The 16,140-nt window shown below is 66.8% G+C and carries 14 protein-coding genes; 10 read left to right on the top strand and 4 right to left on the bottom strand.

The window, feature by feature from the left end:
* The 4 genes from A5698_RS13945 to A5698_RS13960 form a co-directional block, all read right to left on the bottom strand.
* Window positions 1-632: TetR/AcrR family transcriptional regulator (locus A5698_RS13945; RefSeq protein WP_068297714.1), on the bottom strand; the 632-nt coding region annotated here is incomplete at its 3' end.
* The gene (locus tag A5698_RS13950) at window positions 629-1,861 is read right to left on the bottom strand and encodes a CaiB/BaiF CoA transferase family protein (protein WP_068297810.1); all 1,233 of its coding nucleotides are present in this window, start codon (window positions 1,859-1,861) and stop codon (window positions 629-631) included. The genes A5698_RS13950 and A5698_RS13945, both read right to left, overlap by 4 nt.
* 114 nt (window positions 1,862-1,975) lie before the next feature.
* Window positions 1,976-2,767, bottom strand: a complete 792-nt coding sequence (locus A5698_RS13955) for a FadR/GntR family transcriptional regulator (RefSeq protein ID WP_084792436.1) — start codon at window positions 2,765-2,767, stop codon at window positions 1,976-1,978.
* An 80-nt stretch (window positions 2,768-2,847) separates the two neighbouring features.
* Entirely contained in the window at window positions 2,848-3,840 is a 993-nt protein-coding gene (locus tag A5698_RS13960) for an LLM class flavin-dependent oxidoreductase (RefSeq protein WP_068297814.1), read from the bottom strand.
* A gap of 143 nt (window positions 3,841-3,983) precedes the next feature.
* Here A5698_RS13960 and A5698_RS13965 point away from each other — a divergent pair, with 143 nt between their 5' ends.
* The 10 genes from A5698_RS13965 to A5698_RS14010 all read left to right on the top strand — a co-directional run bounded on the left by A5698_RS13965 (window position 3,984) and on the right by A5698_RS14010 (window position 16,117).
* Window positions 3,984-4,967 carry a Rieske 2Fe-2S domain-containing protein gene (locus tag A5698_RS13965; protein WP_068297719.1) on the top strand — a complete coding sequence of 328 codons (984 nt, stop codon included), beginning with the start codon at window positions 3,984-3,986 and terminating at the stop codon, window positions 4,965-4,967.
* A complete protein-coding gene (locus tag A5698_RS13970; protein ID WP_068297722.1) occupies window positions 4,957-5,538 on the top strand; it encodes a TetR/AcrR family transcriptional regulator in 582 nt (193 codons plus the stop codon). Before A5698_RS13965 ends, A5698_RS13970 begins: the two co-directional genes overlap by 11 nt.
* Window positions 5,539-6,653: 1,115 nt before the next feature.
* Window positions 6,654-7,364 carry an MlaE family ABC transporter permease gene (locus A5698_RS13975; protein WP_068297819.1) on the top strand — a complete coding sequence of 237 codons (711 nt, stop codon included), beginning with the start codon at window positions 6,654-6,656 and terminating at the stop codon, window positions 7,362-7,364.
* Window positions 7,361-8,212: an ABC transporter permease gene (locus A5698_RS13980; RefSeq protein ID WP_068297725.1), complete on the top strand. Its 852-nt coding sequence runs from the start codon at window positions 7,361-7,363 to the stop codon at window positions 8,210-8,212. Before A5698_RS13975 ends, A5698_RS13980 begins: the two co-directional genes overlap by 4 nt.
* A 6-nt stretch (window positions 8,213-8,218) precedes the next feature.
* Window positions 8,219-9,661 carry an MCE family protein gene (locus A5698_RS13985; protein ID WP_068297727.1) on the top strand — a complete coding sequence of 481 codons (1,443 nt, stop codon included), beginning with the start codon at window positions 8,219-8,221 and terminating at the stop codon, window positions 9,659-9,661.
* 57 nt (window positions 9,662-9,718) lie between these two features.
* The gene (locus A5698_RS13990; protein ID WP_068297730.1) at window positions 9,719-10,744 is read left to right on the top strand and encodes an MCE family protein; all 1,026 of its coding nucleotides are present in this window, start codon (window positions 9,719-9,721) and stop codon (window positions 10,742-10,744) included.
* Window positions 10,741-12,084, top strand: coding sequence for an MCE family protein (locus A5698_RS13995; RefSeq protein ID WP_197506767.1), 1,344 nt, complete (start codon window positions 10,741-10,743; stop codon window positions 12,082-12,084). Before A5698_RS13990 ends, A5698_RS13995 begins: the two co-directional genes overlap by 4 nt.
* Window positions 12,081-13,523: an MCE family protein gene (locus tag A5698_RS14000; protein ID WP_156670752.1), complete on the top strand. Its 1,443-nt coding sequence runs from the start codon at window positions 12,081-12,083 to the stop codon at window positions 13,521-13,523. Before A5698_RS13995 ends, A5698_RS14000 begins: the two co-directional genes overlap by 4 nt.
* Window positions 13,523-14,659 carry an MCE family protein gene (locus A5698_RS14005; RefSeq protein WP_068297735.1) on the top strand — a complete coding sequence of 379 codons (1,137 nt, stop codon included), beginning with the start codon at window positions 13,523-13,525 and terminating at the stop codon, window positions 14,657-14,659. The genes A5698_RS14000 and A5698_RS14005 overlap by 1 nt, the downstream gene beginning before the upstream one ends.
* A complete protein-coding gene (locus A5698_RS14010; RefSeq protein ID WP_068297743.1) occupies window positions 14,660-16,117 on the top strand; it encodes an MCE family protein in 1,458 nt (485 codons plus the stop codon).
* Window positions 16,118-16,140: the final 23 nt, after the last annotated feature.

The following is a 16,140-nucleotide window of genomic DNA, read 5'->3' on the forward strand; positions in this document are numbered from 1 at the left end:
GCCGTGGCGACCGCGTCCTCGGCCTCCCGCGTCAGCGACAACCGTTCTCCGGCAGCGCCTTCGGTCGCGGCCAGGGCCGGCATGATGAAGTGCCGCAGCCGCCGTCGCACCGCAGCGTCTGAGCGGTCGATCTCCTCGGCCGACAGATAGGTCTGCTCGATCAGGAAAGTAATGATCTCGTCGAGGTCCAGGTCGGTGCGCACCTCACCGTTGCGCTGGCCCTCGCGCAGCACCGGACCCATGGCGTGTAGAGCCATCTGATGGACCATCGGGTGGTGCACCGAGGTGGACCGTTGCGCCATCAACGCCGAGACCGACGGGTCGTTCGGCAGTTCGCGGGTGGTGTAGAGCAGCGCGGCCTCCAGCTTGGCGAACACCCCGCGCTTGGCGGCCATCGACGTCTGCACCGCGGCCACGTAGCGGCGCGAACGCAGCAGCGCGACCTGCACGAGCATCTCCGAGACGGTGCCGAGCTGGCGGAACGCGGTGGCGCGGGACACCCCTGCCCTGGCCGCGACGACCTCCATCTGGATGTTCTCGATGCCGCGCTCGGTGATCTCGGCGTCGGCCGCCCGGATCAACCGGTCCCGCACCGTGCCGTCATCGGAGGCGGTGATCTTGGCGACCGTCACGTGATGGCGCCCGCGATCTTGAGTTCGATGAGCCGTTCGTCGTCGATACCGAGTTCGCGGATCACGTCGTCGGTGTGTTCGGCGAACTGCGGTGCGCGGGTCAGTGTCTCGTCGCGGCCGTCGAACCTGACCGGGTTGGCGATCAGCTTGCGGGGGGCGCCCTCGGCGTCGACCACCTCGGCGATCCGGCCGTTCGCGATCAACGACTCGTCGTTGGCGACCTCCCAGGCGTCCTGCACCGGCGCCCACTGTCCGGTGCCGCGGCCGAGCCGCTCCTTGCACTCCTGGTAGCTCAGTGCGGCGATCGCGTCCCGGACGAGTTCGTATGCGACATCGGCGTTTTCCAGCATCGCCTCGAACGTCGCGAACCGGGGGTCCTCGGCGTACTGCTCGAGACCCATCAGTCCGCAGAACTCCGACCAATACCGGGTGGGTTGCAGCATCGACAGCTGGATGTGCCGGCCGTCGGCGGTGCGGTAGCCGCCGGTCAGCGGATTGCCCGGGGCTGCGGTCTTGCGGTCGATCTTGGGCAGCGGACCACCGAAGAGCATCGCCATGTTGGCACTGAACTGCGTGGCCCACGCGCCGATGGCCAGCAGCGACACATCGATCACCGACGACTCGCCGGTGGCCAGCCTGCGATACAGCGCGGCGGTCACGCCGCCCGCGATCGTGATGCCGCCGATGTTGTCGCCGTACGCTCCGGCGGGCATGAACGCCGGGCGGTCGGCGTCGGCGGCCATGACGCCATCGGCACTGCCGCCGCGCGCCCAGAACGCGGTCGCGTCGTAGCCGCCGGTGTCGCGGTCGGGGCCCTCGGAGCCGAAACCGCTTCCGGCGACATAGATGATGTCGGGGTTGATGGCGCGCACGTCCTCGACGTCGATACCCAGCTTCGTCCGCACCGCGGGCAGGTAGTTGGTGAGGAAGACGTCGCTGCGCCTGATGAGTTCCTCGAGCAGCGGTCGACCCTCCGGATTGTCCAGCGCCAGACCGACACTGCGCTTACCGCGGTTCGGGGCCTCCATGATCGGCGCGAACGAGGACCCCGGTACCGACGCGGCAGCACCGAGGACACGCACCAGTCCGCGCTGCGCGTCCCCGGTCACCGGGTGCTCGACCTTGATCACGTCGGCGCCCCAGTCGGCGAGGACCGCGCCGGCCGAGGGGACGAACGTGAACTGCGCGACCTCCAGGACACGGACCCCGTCGAGTGGTTTCACAGCCATCGGACCTCCTGCGATCATCGGCGACCGGCGTCTCATTCATGCGACGCAATGAGATAAACGTATCACTGATTACGTGGTGGCAATACTGATTGGGCAGAAACGTGACGGCGATTGTCAGTCCATGATGTCGCGGACGCGGGTCTTCTCGTGCCCGCGCAGCATCGCCCTGCTCGCGGCCTCCATGTGCCTGCGCCAATGCGCTTCGGCCGCATCACCTTTGCGTGCTTCGACGAGGTCGAGGAGTCGGACGTAGGACTTGTGCAGCCTGGTGTACTCCGACTTGGCGATGTTGTTGCCCGTGGTCGCACCGGAAATCGCTGCGGCGGTGTGGCGTTCGCCGATCTCGTGCAGCATGCCGGCGACGATGCCCAGGGTGGCGTTGCCGGACAGCTCCACCATGCGGCGGTGCAGCTGCGCGGATGCGGCGGCCAACCGCCCGGCCTCCCAGGCGGCCGGGACCTCGCCCACCAGTCGCCGTAGCTCTGCGTGTGCGTCCTCGGTGCCGTGGTCGGCGAGGAGTTTGGCTGCCGGCGGCTCGATCGCGGTGCGCGCAGTCATCACGTCGGCGAGCGTGGTGCCCGACAGGGCGAGCAACAGCGCGGCGGGTCGCGCGACGATCTCCGGGCCCGGTACCCGGACCTTGGCTCCGGTCCGCGAACCGCGACGGACCTCGACGAGGCGCTCGGACTCCAGGACCCGCACCGCCTCGCGCAGTGTCGGCCTGCTCACCCCGAAGTGCGCGATCAGCTCGGCCTCGTGGGGCAGGAAGTCGCCGTCCTTGAGCTGACCGTCGACCACCATCCGCCGCAGCGTACGGGCCACCAGCTCGGCCGTCTTGGGTGAGCGCACCGAGCCCGGCGTCGCCTCGGCTGAGATCATCGGTGCCAGCGACTCAGGTCGAGACACAGCGATCCCTTCGTCGTCCGTCAGTTGTAGTACTCAGTAAACCATGTCGGGGGACTTGAGGAGCGCAAGCGCGCTGGTCATCAGCGGTCGCGCATAATCGCCAGGGCCGCGGCGTCGTAACCCGCGCGCCGACGCGGACTGACCAGGAAACTGGGCGCCGCCAGGAACGCGGTGTCGGGCAACCGCTTCCGACTCGCGAGCATCTCGCGGGCATGCGCGGTGTCGCCGCACACAGCGATCGCCCACAGCATGTCGTCGGTGACATGGTCGGCCATCGATCGCGGGTCGCCGCTACGGAAGGCGGCGCGGATCGCGTCCACCTGGTCCTGCCAGCCGTGCAGCTCGACCAGCGAGTCGTACGTTCGCACGGTCAGATAGAACGCGATCTGCAGGCGGGCATCGGTGACGGCGCGCTGCGGGTCCTCGTCGTTGACGGCGGTGATCACCCAACCCCAGCGTTTGAGGTCCCCGGCGGAGCGGTCCGATTTGTCGGCGCCGCAGGTCAGTTCGGGGTCGACGACCTCGTCCCACCAGCGGTCGGTGAACAGACCGTGGCCGAGGACGCCGTCGGCGACCCGGCCTGCGGTGCGCAGCATGATCCTGTTGAAGGCGCCGATCAGGATCGGCACGTCGAGGCGGCCCAGAACCGGTGCCCGGATGTCGGCATCGATCCGGTAGAAGTCGCCGTCGTACTGGATTTTCTCGCCGTTCTCCGCGGTCAGGTACAAACGGATGACCTCGATGAGTTCGGCCATCCGCCGGGCCGGATGCGTGGAGTCGACGGCGAACCAGTCGCGGTTCATCCGAGATGTCCCCGCGCCGAGGCCGAGGAAGACGCGTCCGGGTGCCTGTTTGGAGAGGTGGCGCACCGAGGCGGCGTGGACGAACGGTGAGCGCGCGAATGCGTAGGCGATACCGGGTCCGACCATCGCCGTCGCCGTCGACCGCGCCATGTCGGCCGCGGTGACGTAGGCGCTCAGGTCGGCGAACTCACCTGAACAGAACGCCGCGGCACCCGCGGTCTCGGCCTCGCCCGCTGTCTGCCCGCCAGGCCATGGCAATCCCCACTGCATGTCGACCCCGTCATCCATAGTTCTCTTACTTAGTAATACAGGTGACCTTATCGGGCGGCGGTCACACGGTTCAACTTTTGACATTGTTGTCAAAAATTGCGGTAGGTTTGACCGTCGAAAGCCGCTGACCGGGAAGGACTTCTATGAGTACGCCGAGCATGTCGCCGACAGGGTGGTTCCAGGTGGCCTGGAGCGCCGACATCACCGACGGCGCCGTCATCCCGCTGCACTACTTCGGGCGCGACTTGGTGGCGTTCCGGCAGGCCGACGGCACGGTCAGCGTGCTCGATGCGCACTGTCAACATCTCGGCGCGAGCCTTGCCCACGGTGGATGCGTCGTCGATGACGGCATCCAGTGCCCGTTTCACGGTTGGGTCTGGGATGGTCAGGGGCGCAACGTCCGGATTCCCTACGAGAAACGGCCCAACAAGGGCCGGCGGATCCGCTCGTATCCCGTCACCGAGGCCAACGACTCGATTTACATCTGGCACGACGCCGGCGGTGCCGAGCCGCGGTGGGACGTGCCCGACGGGCGGGCGGTGCTGGGCGCGCACGTGTCGTCGCGCAACTATCACGAGTTCACCGCGGACTGTCGCACCCGGTTCGAGCGCGTCAGGGTGCATCCGCAGGTGATCGCGGAGAATGCGGTGGATCCGCACCATTTCCGGTTCGTGCACCGAACCCCGATCAGCCCGGGCGTGCTGCGGGAGATGCGCGACGACGTGACCTGGTCGGCCAAGGTGGGATTCGGCAAGAGGTGGGCCGACGGAGTAGATCGGCCCGAGGACACGTTGAACACCATCGAGATCTACTGGTCCGGCATCGGGGTGTCGTTCAACGGGGAGCACACCCGCGACGGCGTGCGGGTGATCTCGATCTGTGCGACGCCCGTTGACGACGACACCTCGGACATCTTCGCCGGCTACTGGATCAGCGACGAAGCCGGCGACGACTTCGCCGACCGGTTGGCGCTCGCCAAGGCAGCCCTGCCCGATGACATCCGCATCTGGGAGCACCAGCACTATTTGGACCGTCCGGCGCTGGCGCCATCGGAGACCGTCGGCTTCGAGGCCCTGCGATCATGGGCTCGTGGCTTCTACCCGGAACCGGTCGGGCATGGCGTCTGAAGACCCGGGTGCGCGCAAGTCCGGCCGCACGCGTTCGCAGATCCTGGACGCGGCGCGGGTCGCGTTCGCCCGCAAGGGGTTCTCCGGCGTGACGATCCGCGACATCACCGATCTGGCGGGCGTCACCCGCGCGAACTTCTACTACTACTTCAGCGACAAGACCGAACTGTTCGTCGAACTCGGCACCGCGACCTACCGCGAAGCCGTCGCCGCGGTCGAGTTGTTCGGCGACGACTCATCGCGCGCCGGTATCGAAGCATGGGTGGCGCAGTACTTCGCCTATCTCGATCGCAACGGCGCGTTCGTGATCCGTAGCGAAGAAGACATGCCCGACGACAAGGCGTTCCGCACGACGGTGGCGCGCTCACACCGCCGGGCGGCGCGGGCGCTCGGCGAGCGGATCGCCAAGGCGGCGTCAAGACCGCCGGCATCCGACGCAGCGGCCACCGGGCTGGCCGTCATGGCAATGTTGGAACGGTCCTGGTTGATCCAGCACAACCGGGTCTCTGACGTTGCGGCCGACGACGTGCGGGCGGCCGTGTCCGAACTGATCTGGCGGCTGGTGGAATGAGCCTGCGGCCTGCGGCAACCGGATCTCGATGCCCGATCGAGTCAACATCGTCGAGCAACGGATTCCGCTCGTTACATCGGATTGATCTGCGATGCCGGTGCGGCATCAGCGATTTCCGGTCTGGCGACTCTCAATTAGCTATATAGATAGATCTTTAGTCAATTTTGGCCGAGCGCGATTACCTTCCGCCGGTGTGGGCCGCGACACAATTGAGCGCGCTGTGCGATTCTACGAATTGCTCTTACACCGTCGTTTGTCTGGTCGGATGTTCGGCATCGGCGGCGGCCCGGGCCCACTACGGGGCACTTGCGGCCTGATGAGACGCGTCTCATCGAGCTGCCGTGGTCGTTCGGAGGGGCCGGCCGTCGTCTTCGACAAGACGCCGTAAAGTACATTCGCGAAGCGCGACGTCGGGCCCATTGTGTCGATTTTCAGCGCTATTCTCCGCCGGAATACAATTGCAAAAATATTGCGCTCGACGGCCCTCGAATACCAACGGTAGACGCGCGGAAATCTATTGCCATAATTGGCTTAAATAGGCCAATAAAGCGACGAGTACTGTCACCTGTCAGCAAACCGGCCGAGGCGCTGGGGGCGACAGTCGCCGGCGGCTCGCGTGGGGGCGCCATTTGGTTGTCTCCCAGCCTGCATGACGGCGCCTGCTGTTCGCCGAAATCGCCCGAACACTGGTGATAGTCAGACTAAACAATCGTGCGTTGAATCTCCCAGTTCCGCCGGGTCGCGCGCTGGATGCACGGCCTGCCCGCGCCCCGTGTCACACATGCAGAACGACGCGCGATGAGCAAACCAAAGCGAAAATGTCGTCCGAAAAGCGGCACGCATCGCTTAAGGGCATCGAAGTGTTGCTCCCGCAGAAAAGCGTGGTGTACGGTTTGGCGGCAGTCGGCGTGTGTGTCCAATCACAACCGACGTCCTGTCAAAGTGCCGAGCTTGACGGAGAGGGAATTGCAAGCGATGGAGAGTGCCGCCGGCGACGCAGTGGTGATGACGGCCGGACTGGCCGCGCCCGCGGGCCCCCTCGAGGACCGCCGGTGACCGATACCAAGCGGAGGGACTACGCGAAACCGCTGCGCGACCTCGGCGATTTCTTCGCCATGTCGATGGACGCCGTGGTGCTGCTGTTCAAGCCGCCGTTCGCGTTCCGTGAGTTCGTCGAGCAGACGTGGTTCGTGACGCGGGTGTCGCTGCTGCCCACGATCCTGATGACCATCCCGTTCCTGTGCCTGACCGTCTTCATCCTCAACCTGCTGGTGCTCGAGGTCGGCGCGGCCGACGCCTCCGGGGCCGGCGCGGCGCTCGGCGCGGTCCTCTACATCGGCCCGATCGTGACCGTGCTGGTGATCTCGGGAGCCGGAGCCACCGCGATGTGCGCCGACCTCGGCTCGCGCACCATCCGCGAGGAGATCGACGCCATGCGCGTCCTCGGGCTCAACCCGGTCCACCGGCTCGTGGTGCCGCGCGTGCTCGCCGCCACGTTGGTCGCGACCATGCTGACGTCTGTCGTGATCGTTGTCGGGCTGTTCTTCGGCTTCATGTTCTCGGTGTTCCTTCAGGGAGTGAACCCGGGCGCATTCGTCGCGAGTCTGACGTTGCTGGTCGGGATCCCCGAACTGATCGTCGCGCTGGCCAAGGCGCTGCTGTTCGGCTTCCTCGCCGGGCTGATCGCCTGCTACAAGGGATTGTCCGTCGGCGGTGGCCCAGCCGGTGTCGGAAACGCGGTGAACGAGACCGTCGTCTTCGTGTTCATCGTGCTGTTCCTGGTCAGCACCATCGTCACCATCGTCGGCGCGAAGGCGACGCTGTGAGCGCCCCCGCCCGGCCGTTCCTGCCGCGGGTGCAGAACTCGACAAGGCCACTTGTCAACGGCTGGAACAGGACCGGTGAACAGGTCCAGTTCTTCGTCAAGACGCTGGTGGGCACCAAGGATGTCTGGGTCTACTACCGGGTGGAACTGCTGCGCCAGATCGCACAGATGAGCCTCGGTGTCGGCGCGATGGCGCTGATCGGCGGCACCATCGTAGTGGTGGCGTTCCTGAGCTCACAGGTCGGCTCGCTGGTCGCGATCCAGGTGTACGGGTCGCTGGCCAACGTCGGCATCGAGGCGCTGACCGGGTTCGCGTCGGCGTACGTCAACACCCGGTTGGCCGGTCCGGTCATCGTCGGGATCGCGATGGCCGCCACCATCGGTGCCGGCGCCACCGCACAGCTCGGCGCCATGCGGATCAACGAGGAGATCGACGCACTCGAGGTGATCGGCGTCCGCAGCATCCCCTACCTCTGCTCGACCCGCCTGGTGGCGGGGGTCGCACTGTCAATCCCGTTGTACTGCTTGGGAATGCTGGCGGCCTGGACCGCGACGAAACTCGGCACCCTCATTTCCTACGGACAGTCGACCGGTGTCTACGACCACTACTTCAACACGTTCCTCAACCCCATGGACGTCATCTTGTCGTTCGTTCAAGCCATCGGGATGGCCACGATCGTGATGCTGATACACACCCATTACGGCTACACCGCCTCCGGTGGACCGGCGGGCGTCGGCGCGGCGGTCGGCCGCGGCGTGCGGGCGTCGCTCGTTGCGGTCATCTTCGTGCTGCTGTTCGTCGCCATGGGCATCTACGGGCAGGCCGGCGGCCTGAACATCTCCGGGTAGCGGCACATGGCACGCAAACTGAGAGCCGGAGACAACCGCATCCACCCCGGGTGGTGGACGCTGATGTTGGCCGTGGCCGCCATCCTCGCCGTCGTGGTGGACTGGATGCTGTTCACCGGCAACTACAAGTCCTACGTCCCGGTCACCGTCAAGTCCGAGCGGACCGGTCTGATCATGGAGGCCGGCAACGACGTCAAGTTGCGCGGAATCACGGTCGGGCGGGTGGACGGTGTCGCTCCCGACGGCACCGCGTCCAGCCTGAACATCCAGATCGATTCGGACCAGGTCAAATTCATTCCGTCGAACGTGCAGGCTGAGATCAAGGCGACGACCGCGTTCGGCAACAAGTTCGTCGACCTGATCGTCCCCGACGATCCGAGCCCCAAGCGTCTCGCGAAGGGTGACGTGTTGGTGGCCCGCAACGTCGCCACCGAGATCAACACCGTCTTCGAGAACCTCGTCGAGGTGCTCCAACAGGTCGACACCGCCAAACTGAACGCGGTGCTCTCGGCGCTCGCCGACGGTTTACGCGGCCAGGGTGAGACGTTCGGCGAGGCGATCACCGCCGGCAACGAGGTTCTGCAGGAACTGAATCCGCGCGCCGAGACCATCCGCGAGGACTGGCGCGCACTCAAGGACTTCAGCGACACCTACAGCGCGGCCGCCGACGACATCGTCACGGTGCTCGACGCCGTGAGCACCACCAGCGAGACGATCACCAAGCACGAGAAGGAACTCGACTCGCTGCTCCTCAACGTCGTCGGACTGGCCAACACCGGTATCGACCTGCTCGCGCCGTCCAAGGACAACTTGATCCGCACGGTCAACGCGCTGCAGTCCACCACCAGCCTGCTGATGAAGTACAACCCGTCGCTGACGTGCACCTTCGTCGGTGGCAAGAACGTCATCGACTTCGGGTTCGCCGACGTCGCCGGCGGCACCACCGGAAAGTCCGTGATCCTCGACGTGGCACTGCTTCTCGGCGACGACCAGTACAAGTACCCGCAGCATCTGCCGATCATCGGCGCCAAGGGCGGCCCGGGCGGAAAGCCTAGCTGTGGCTCGCTACCCGACGTCGCGCAGAACTGGCCACAGCGCCACCTCGTCACCGACACCGGCTGGGGCGGTGGCCTGGACGTGCGGCCGAACCCGGGTATCGGTTTCCCGGGCTACGAGAACTTCTTCCCGTACACCCGCGCCAACGGCCAGCCGCCGACGGTCAACCGCATCGGCCCGCCGGCGCCCGGTCCGATCCCGTACCCGGGTGCACCGCCGTACGGTGCCCGGCAGTACGCGCCCGATGGCACCCCGCTGTACCCGGGGCTGCCGCCGGCGCCGCCGCCGGGCGCGCCCAAGGACGACGGGCCCCGCCCGGGCGTGGAGCCGTTCGTACCGCCTCACCCGGCGGAGATGCAGCCGGTGCCGCCTGCCGATCCGCCGCCGCGGTGACAGCCGCGCCGTCATCACCCGAACCGAGAAAGCAGACAATGAAGGACCACCTCCGCCATGGGTAGCTTGCGAGGAGTGCTGTGGCGCATCGGCATCTTCGTCGTGGCGTGCGTGCTGGCGTGGGCGCTGATGGTCGCCGAGTTCGGACAGGTTCGGTTCGGCGGACAGACGACCTACAGAGCGGCGTTCACCAACGCATCGGGGCTGGAGGCCGGCAACTTCGTGCGCATCGCCGGTGTCGAGGTCGGCAAGGTCCAGGACCTTGTGGTGCAGGACGGCGGCTCGGTGATCGTCGAGTTCGCGGTCGACAACTCGGTCGTGCTGACCGAAGGCAGCCGAGCCGTCATCCAGTACGAGAACCTCATCGGCGAGCGCTTCCTGTCCCTGGACGAAGGCGTCGGTGGAACTGCGAAATTACAGGCAGGGCATACGATTCCGCTCACTCAAACGCAGCCCGCGCTCGATCTCGACGCGCTGATCGGCGGGTTCCGACCACTGTTCAACGCGTTGAACCCCGACGACGTGAATGTGCTGACCAGCCAGCTGATGGCCGCCCTGCAGGGCCAGGGCGCCACGATCAGTTCCTTCCTGCAGCAGACCGCGGCGCTGACCAACACGCTCGCCGACCGCGACCGGCTGATCGGCGATGTGATCGTCAACCTCAACACGGTGCTGAGCTCGCTGGGGGACCAGCGCGACCAGTTCGCCAAGGCCGTCGACTCGCTGTCCGAACTCGTGGTGGGTCTGCGGGAGCGCAAGACCGACATCGCCAACGGTGTCGCCTACGCCAGCGAGGTCGCCGGCTCGGTGGCCGACCTGATGCAGCAGGCGCGCCCGCCGCTGAAGAAGGTCGTGGCCGAAGCCGACCGGGTGGCCGGAACGATCGTCGCCGACGCCGACTACGTGAACAACCTGCTGGAGACCTTGCCCGAGTCCTACCGGATCTTGAACCGGCAGGGCCTCTACGGCGACTTCTTCAGCTTCTACCTGTGTGACATCGTGCTCAAACTCAACGGAAAGGGCGGGCAGCCGGTCTACGTGAAGGTCGCCGGTCAGAGCTCGGGGAGGTGCACTCCGCGATGAAGTCCTTCCAGGAACGAAACCCGTTGACCATCGGGATCATCGGCGTGCTGTTGTTCGTCGGAATCTCGGTGGCCGCGGTGAACTACGACAAGCTGCCGGGGCTGTCGATCGGCAAGGAGTACTCGGCGTACTTCGCCGAAGCGGGCGGCCTGCGCCAGGGTGCCGACGTCCGGGTCAGCGGTGTGACCGCCGGCAAGGTGGACAGCGTCAAGCTCGACGGTGCCCAGGTGCTGGTGACCTTCAAGGTCCGCGACGACATCCGGGTGGGCGACCGCAGCGAGGTCGCGGTGAAGACCAACAGCGTGCTGGGCGCCAAGGTGCTGGAGGTGACGCCGCGCGGTGACGGCACCCAGTCCGGTCCTGTCCCGTTGCAACGCACCACTTCCGCCTACCAACTCCCCGACGCGATTGGCGATCTGACGACGGCGATCAGCGGCCTGGACACCGACCAGCTCTCCGACTCGCTCGAAGTGCTCGCGCAGACGTTCGCCGACACGCCGCCGGACGTGCGCGCTGCCGTCGAGGGGGTGGGCCGGTTCTCCAAGACCCTGGCCGACCGCGACGCCGAGCTGCGCAGCCTGCTGTCGAATGCCGAGAAGTCCACCGCCATCCTGGCCGAGCGCAGCGACAAGATCGTCAGCCTCGTGCACGACACCAACGAGCTGCTCGCCGCGCTACAGCAGCAGAGCGCAGCGCTGGACAGTTTCTTCGGCAACCTGTCAGCGGTGAGCCGACAGCTGGACGGCTTCATCGCCGAGAACCGCACCGAGCTCAAACCCGCGCTGGAGAAGCTCAACGGTGTGCTCGCCATCGTCGACAACCACCGAGCGGAGGTTCGTCAGGCCGTCCTGGGATTGAACCGCTACGCGCTCGGCCTGGGTGAGTCGGTCGGATCCGGCCCGTTCTTCAAGGCCTACGTCGTGAACCTGCTTCCGGGACAGTTCGTTCAGCCGTTCATCGACGCCGCGTTCTCGGATTTGGGTCTCGACCCGAACGTGTTGGCTCCGACGGAGCGGGCCGACCCGCAGGTCGGCCAGCCGGGCACGCCCGCACTGCCGGTGCCCTTCCCGCGCACCGGTCAGGGCGGTGAACCCCGTATGACGGTTCCCGATGCGATCACCGGCAACCCCGGCGACCAGCAGTGCGGTCCGCCAGGAATCCCGCTGCCCGGTCCCGGTTGCTACCCGCACCGCGAGCCGCTGCCCACGCCGCCGCCCGGTGGCCCGCCGCCAGGCCCGCCCGCCCCGCCGGCGCCGGGCATGGAGGAGACACCGCCGCCGCCGACGCCCGTGTACCGGCCGTCGCCAGGTGACTCAACGCACGGAGGGGGAGGCCAGTGAACGCACTGAAATCGAGGCCGGCCCGGATCGGCCTTGCCGCAGCGCTCGTCGTGCTGCTCGTCGGCGCCGTCGCCGTGGTCAACTTCGGCCCGACAGCCAACCGCTACACGATCGTCGGCTACTTCAAGAACAGCAACGGCATCTACGTCGGCGACGACGTCGTCGTCCTCGGAGTCCCCGTCGGCACCGTCAAAGCGATTGAGCCGCAACCACTGAACACCAAGATCACGTTCACCGTCGACGACGCGGTCAAGGTTCCCGCCGACGCCAAGGCGGTGATCCTGTCACCGGCGCTGGTGACAGCGCGGTCGATCCAGTTGGTCCCCCCGTACAAGGGTGGGCCCACGATGGCCGACGGCGCGCAGATCCCGGCGGACCGCACCGCAGTGCCCGTCGAGTTCGACGAATTCCGCCAGCAGTTGGAGCGGTTGGCCGACACCCTGCAGCCCACCGGGCCCGGTGGAGTGAGCACGCTCGGAGCGTTCGTCAACACCGCGGCGGACAACCTGCGGGGCCAGGGCGCGGGCATCCGCGAGACGCTCATCGAACTCTCGGACGCGTTCTCGGCGCTCGGCGACAACAGCAAGAGCCTGTTCGGCACGCTGCGAAATCTGGCGATCCTGGTCAACGCGCTGCAGAACAGTCACGACGTGCTGCGCCAGCTCAACCAGAATCTGGCGTCGACGACTCGGTTGGTCGCCAACGACCCGAACGAGGTCGGTGCCGCCGTGCGCGATCTCGCGTCGGTCGCCGATGACGTGCGCACGTTCGTGGCCGAGAACCGCGACACCCTGGGCACCACGTCGGAGAAGCTGGCCGGTGTGTCGGAGATCCTCACCGAGAATCTCGACGACATCAAGCAGCTGCTGCACGTGGCGCCCAACGCGTTCCAGAACTTCATCAACATCTATCAGCCGGCGCAGGGCGCGCTGACGGGTGCGTTGGCGTTCAACAACATGTCCGATCCGCTTCAGTTCCTGTGTGGTGCGGTGCAAGCGGCGTCGCGACTCGGCGCCGAGCAGTCGGCGAAGCTGTGCGTGCAGTACCTCGCACCGATCGTGAAGAACCGGCAGTACAACTTCTTCCCGCTGGGTCTCAACCCGTTCGTCGGGGCGACGGCCCGGCCGAACGAGCTCACCTACAGCGAGGACTGGCTGCGCCCCGATTACATTCCGCCGTCGGGCGGAGCAGGCAACCTGCCCGCGGAGGCCGGCGGCGAGCCGGTGCCGGGTGGTCCGCTGCCGCCGGCGGGCAACGTGTTCACCCGGTTCGGTGAGCCGGCGAACCCGTTCCACGGTCAGGCGCCGTTCGTGCCGCCTCGACCCGCCGACAAGGTGCCGCTCAACCCGGGTGACTCCCCGGTTGTGCCGGCACCCGTCGCGACGGATCCCGGGGCCGGCCTCGAAGGCATCATGGTTCCGCATGGAGGTGGCCAGTGATGCGGTCACGTTGTCGCCTGGCGCTTCTGGTGCTGGCGGTGGCAGCTTCGTTGGCACTGACGGGGTGTAGCGAATGGCGCGGCCTGAACTCGCTGCAGCTGCCGGGCACCGAAGGCAAGGGACCGGGCGCCTTCACCATCCAGGCGCAGATGCCGCAGGTGGTGAACCTCAAGGCCAACTCCCGGGTGCGGGTCGGCGATGTCGTCGTCGGCAGCATCAGCAAGATCGAGCGCCAGGGCTGGCACGCGCTGGTGACCATGCGGCTCAACGGTGATGTGAACCTGCCCGCCAACGCGACCGCGACCTTGGGGCAGACCAGCCTGTTGGGGTCGCTGCACATCGAACTGGCGGCGCCGACCGATGAACCGCCGGAAGGCAGACTCCAAGAGGGATCGTTGATTCCGCTCGATCACGCCGGCGCGTACCCGACGACCGAGCAGACCCTCAGCGCGCTGTCGCTGTTGCTCAACGGCGGGGGTGTCGGCCGGATCGGTGAGATCACCAGGGAACTGAGCCTGGCGCTCGACGGACGCGGTGCCCAATTGCGCAGTCTCATCACCCAACTCGATACCTTCGTCGCGTACGTCGATGACCAGAAAGGCGACATCATCGCGGCCGCCGAGAGCCTCAACACGCTGGTCGGTCAGATCGCCGACGACAAGCCGATCGTCGACCGGGCGCTCAAGACCGTCCCGGAGGCGCTGGCCGTGCTGCGTGAGGAACGCGACGTGCTTGTCGAGGCGGTGGCTCAGATCGGCAAATTCAGCGCGCTGGCCGCCGATTCGGTCAACCAGACCAAGGAGAACCTGGTCGCCGAACTCAAGGATCTGGGGCCGGTGCTCGAGTCGCTGGCCAACGCCGGCCAGGATCTGACCCGGTCGTTGGACTTCTATGCCACGTTCCCGTTCCCCAAGCCGACACTGCCGAAATGGCTGCGCGGCGACTACGCCAACCTGACCGCGGTGGTTGACCTGACTCTCAGCAGGCTCGACGCCGGGTTGTTCACCGGCACCTTCCTCGAAGGCGAGCTGACCGAGCTCGAGATGCAATGGGGACGCACGATCGGCCAGATGCCCAGCCCGTACACGGCCCGCAATCCGCTGGTCGTCCCGTACCAGTTCAATCAGGGACCGTAAATGACTCTGACGAGGCGGATATGGATCCAGTTGATCGTCGTGGCGACGATCGCGTTGTTCGGCGTCGCCATCATGTTCTTCCCGATCCTGCAGTTGCCGGCGTTGCTGTTCGGCGTCGGTCAGTACACGGTCACCGCGCAGTTGCCGGAGGCCGGGGGACTCTACGAACGCGGTAACGTCACCTACCGCGGATATCAGGTCGGGCGGGTGGAGTCGGTCGGCCTGACCGGCAACGGTGTCGAGGCGGTGCTGTCGCTGGATTCCGACGTCGAGATCCCCTCGGACGTCAAGGCCGAGGTACACAGCGTTTCGGCGATCGGTGAGCAGTACATCGACCTCATCCCGCAGAGCGAAGGCTCGCCGCCGCTCAAGGATGGCGACGTCATCGCCCGCGACCAGACGTCGGTGCCGCCGAACATCAGCTCGCTGCTGAGCGCGACGAACAAAGGCCTGCAAGCGATTCCGCAGGACAACCTGAAGACGGTCGTCGACGAGGCGTACATCGCGTTCGGCGGGCTCGGTCCCGAGATCGCCCGGTTCCTCAAGGGCGCCAGCGCGCTGGCCCTCGACGCCAAGGCAAACGTCAACGAACTGACGACGCTTGTCGACAAGTCGAAGCCGCTTCTGGACACCCAAACCGAGACGTCCGGTTCCATCGAGGCGTGGGCGGCGAACCTGGCCACCGTCACCGATCAGCTGCGAGACCAGGACGCCGACGTCGCCACGGTGCTCAAGGAGGGGCCGGGCGCCGCCGACGAGGTCCGGGCGCTGTTCAGCCAACTGCAGCCGACACTGCCCGTCGTTCTGGCGAACCTGGCCTCGGTGGCCGAAGTGGCGGCCGTGTACCGCCCCAACCTCGAGCAGCTGCTGGTGCTGCTGCCGCAGGGCGCGGCGATCGTGCAGGCCAGCGGTGTGCCCAACCGCAACACCAAGGTGGACTACCCCGGTGCATACCTGAGCTTCAACCTGAACCTCAACCTGCCGCCGGCGTGCACCACGGGCTTCCTGCCCGCCCAGCAGCGGCGGGCAGCCGCCCACGAGGACTATCCGCCGGTGCCGGAAGGCGACATGTACTGCCGGGTGCCGCAGGATTCACCGTTCAACGTGCGTGGTGCCCGTAACACCCCGTGTGTGCAGAAGCCGGGCAAGCGCGCGCCGACGGCCAAAATGTGCGAGAGCGACGAGGAATTCGTGCCGCTCAACGACGGGTACGCATGGAAGGGCGACCCGAACGCCACGCTGTCGGGGCAGAGCGTTCCCGCCCCGCGGGATCCCGCCGCGCCGGGCGCCGGGCTGCCGGATCCCGCCCCCGCTCCGCCGGTCGCCGTCGCCGAATACGACCCGGCCAGCGGGCAGTACATGGCGCCGGACGGCAAGATGTACACGCAGAGCGATCTGGGTGCCGCCGGCGGCCCGAAGTCGTGGCAGGACATGCTGGCACCGCCGGGCGGTAACTGATCGCGCCGAAATCTGCAGCAGGG

Source organism: Mycobacterium sp. E136, assembly GCF_001666865.1.
Taxonomy (GTDB): Bacteria; Actinomycetota; Actinomycetes; order Mycobacteriales; family Mycobacteriaceae; genus Mycobacterium.

Coding starts and splice junctions, on each gene's coding strand:
- A5698_RS13950 (WP_068297810.1), bottom strand. CDS start 1,861: ATGGCTGTGAAACCACTCGACGGGGTCCGTGTCCTGGAGGTCGCGCAG.
- A5698_RS13960 (WP_068297814.1), bottom strand. CDS start 3,840: ATGCAGTGGGGATTGCCATGGCCTGGCGGGCAGACAGCGGGCGAGGCC.
- A5698_RS13965 (WP_068297719.1), top strand. CDS start 3,984: ATGAGTACGCCGAGCATGTCGCCGACAGGGTGGTTCCAGGTGGCCTGG.
- A5698_RS13970 (WP_068297722.1), top strand. CDS start 4,957: ATGGCGTCTGAAGACCCGGGTGCGCGCAAGTCCGGCCGCACGCGTTCG.
- A5698_RS13975 (WP_068297819.1), top strand. CDS start 6,654: ATGTCGATGGACGCCGTGGTGCTGCTGTTCAAGCCGCCGTTCGCGTTC.
- A5698_RS13985 (WP_068297727.1), top strand. CDS start 8,219: ATGGCACGCAAACTGAGAGCCGGAGACAACCGCATCCACCCCGGGTGG.
- A5698_RS13990 (WP_068297730.1), top strand. CDS start 9,719: ATGGGTAGCTTGCGAGGAGTGCTGTGGCGCATCGGCATCTTCGTCGTG.
- A5698_RS13995 (WP_197506767.1), top strand. CDS start 10,741: ATGAAGTCCTTCCAGGAACGAAACCCGTTGACCATCGGGATCATCGGC.
- A5698_RS14005 (WP_068297735.1), top strand. CDS start 13,523: ATGCGGTCACGTTGTCGCCTGGCGCTTCTGGTGCTGGCGGTGGCAGCT.
- A5698_RS14010 (WP_068297743.1), top strand. CDS start 14,660: ATGACTCTGACGAGGCGGATATGGATCCAGTTGATCGTCGTGGCGACG.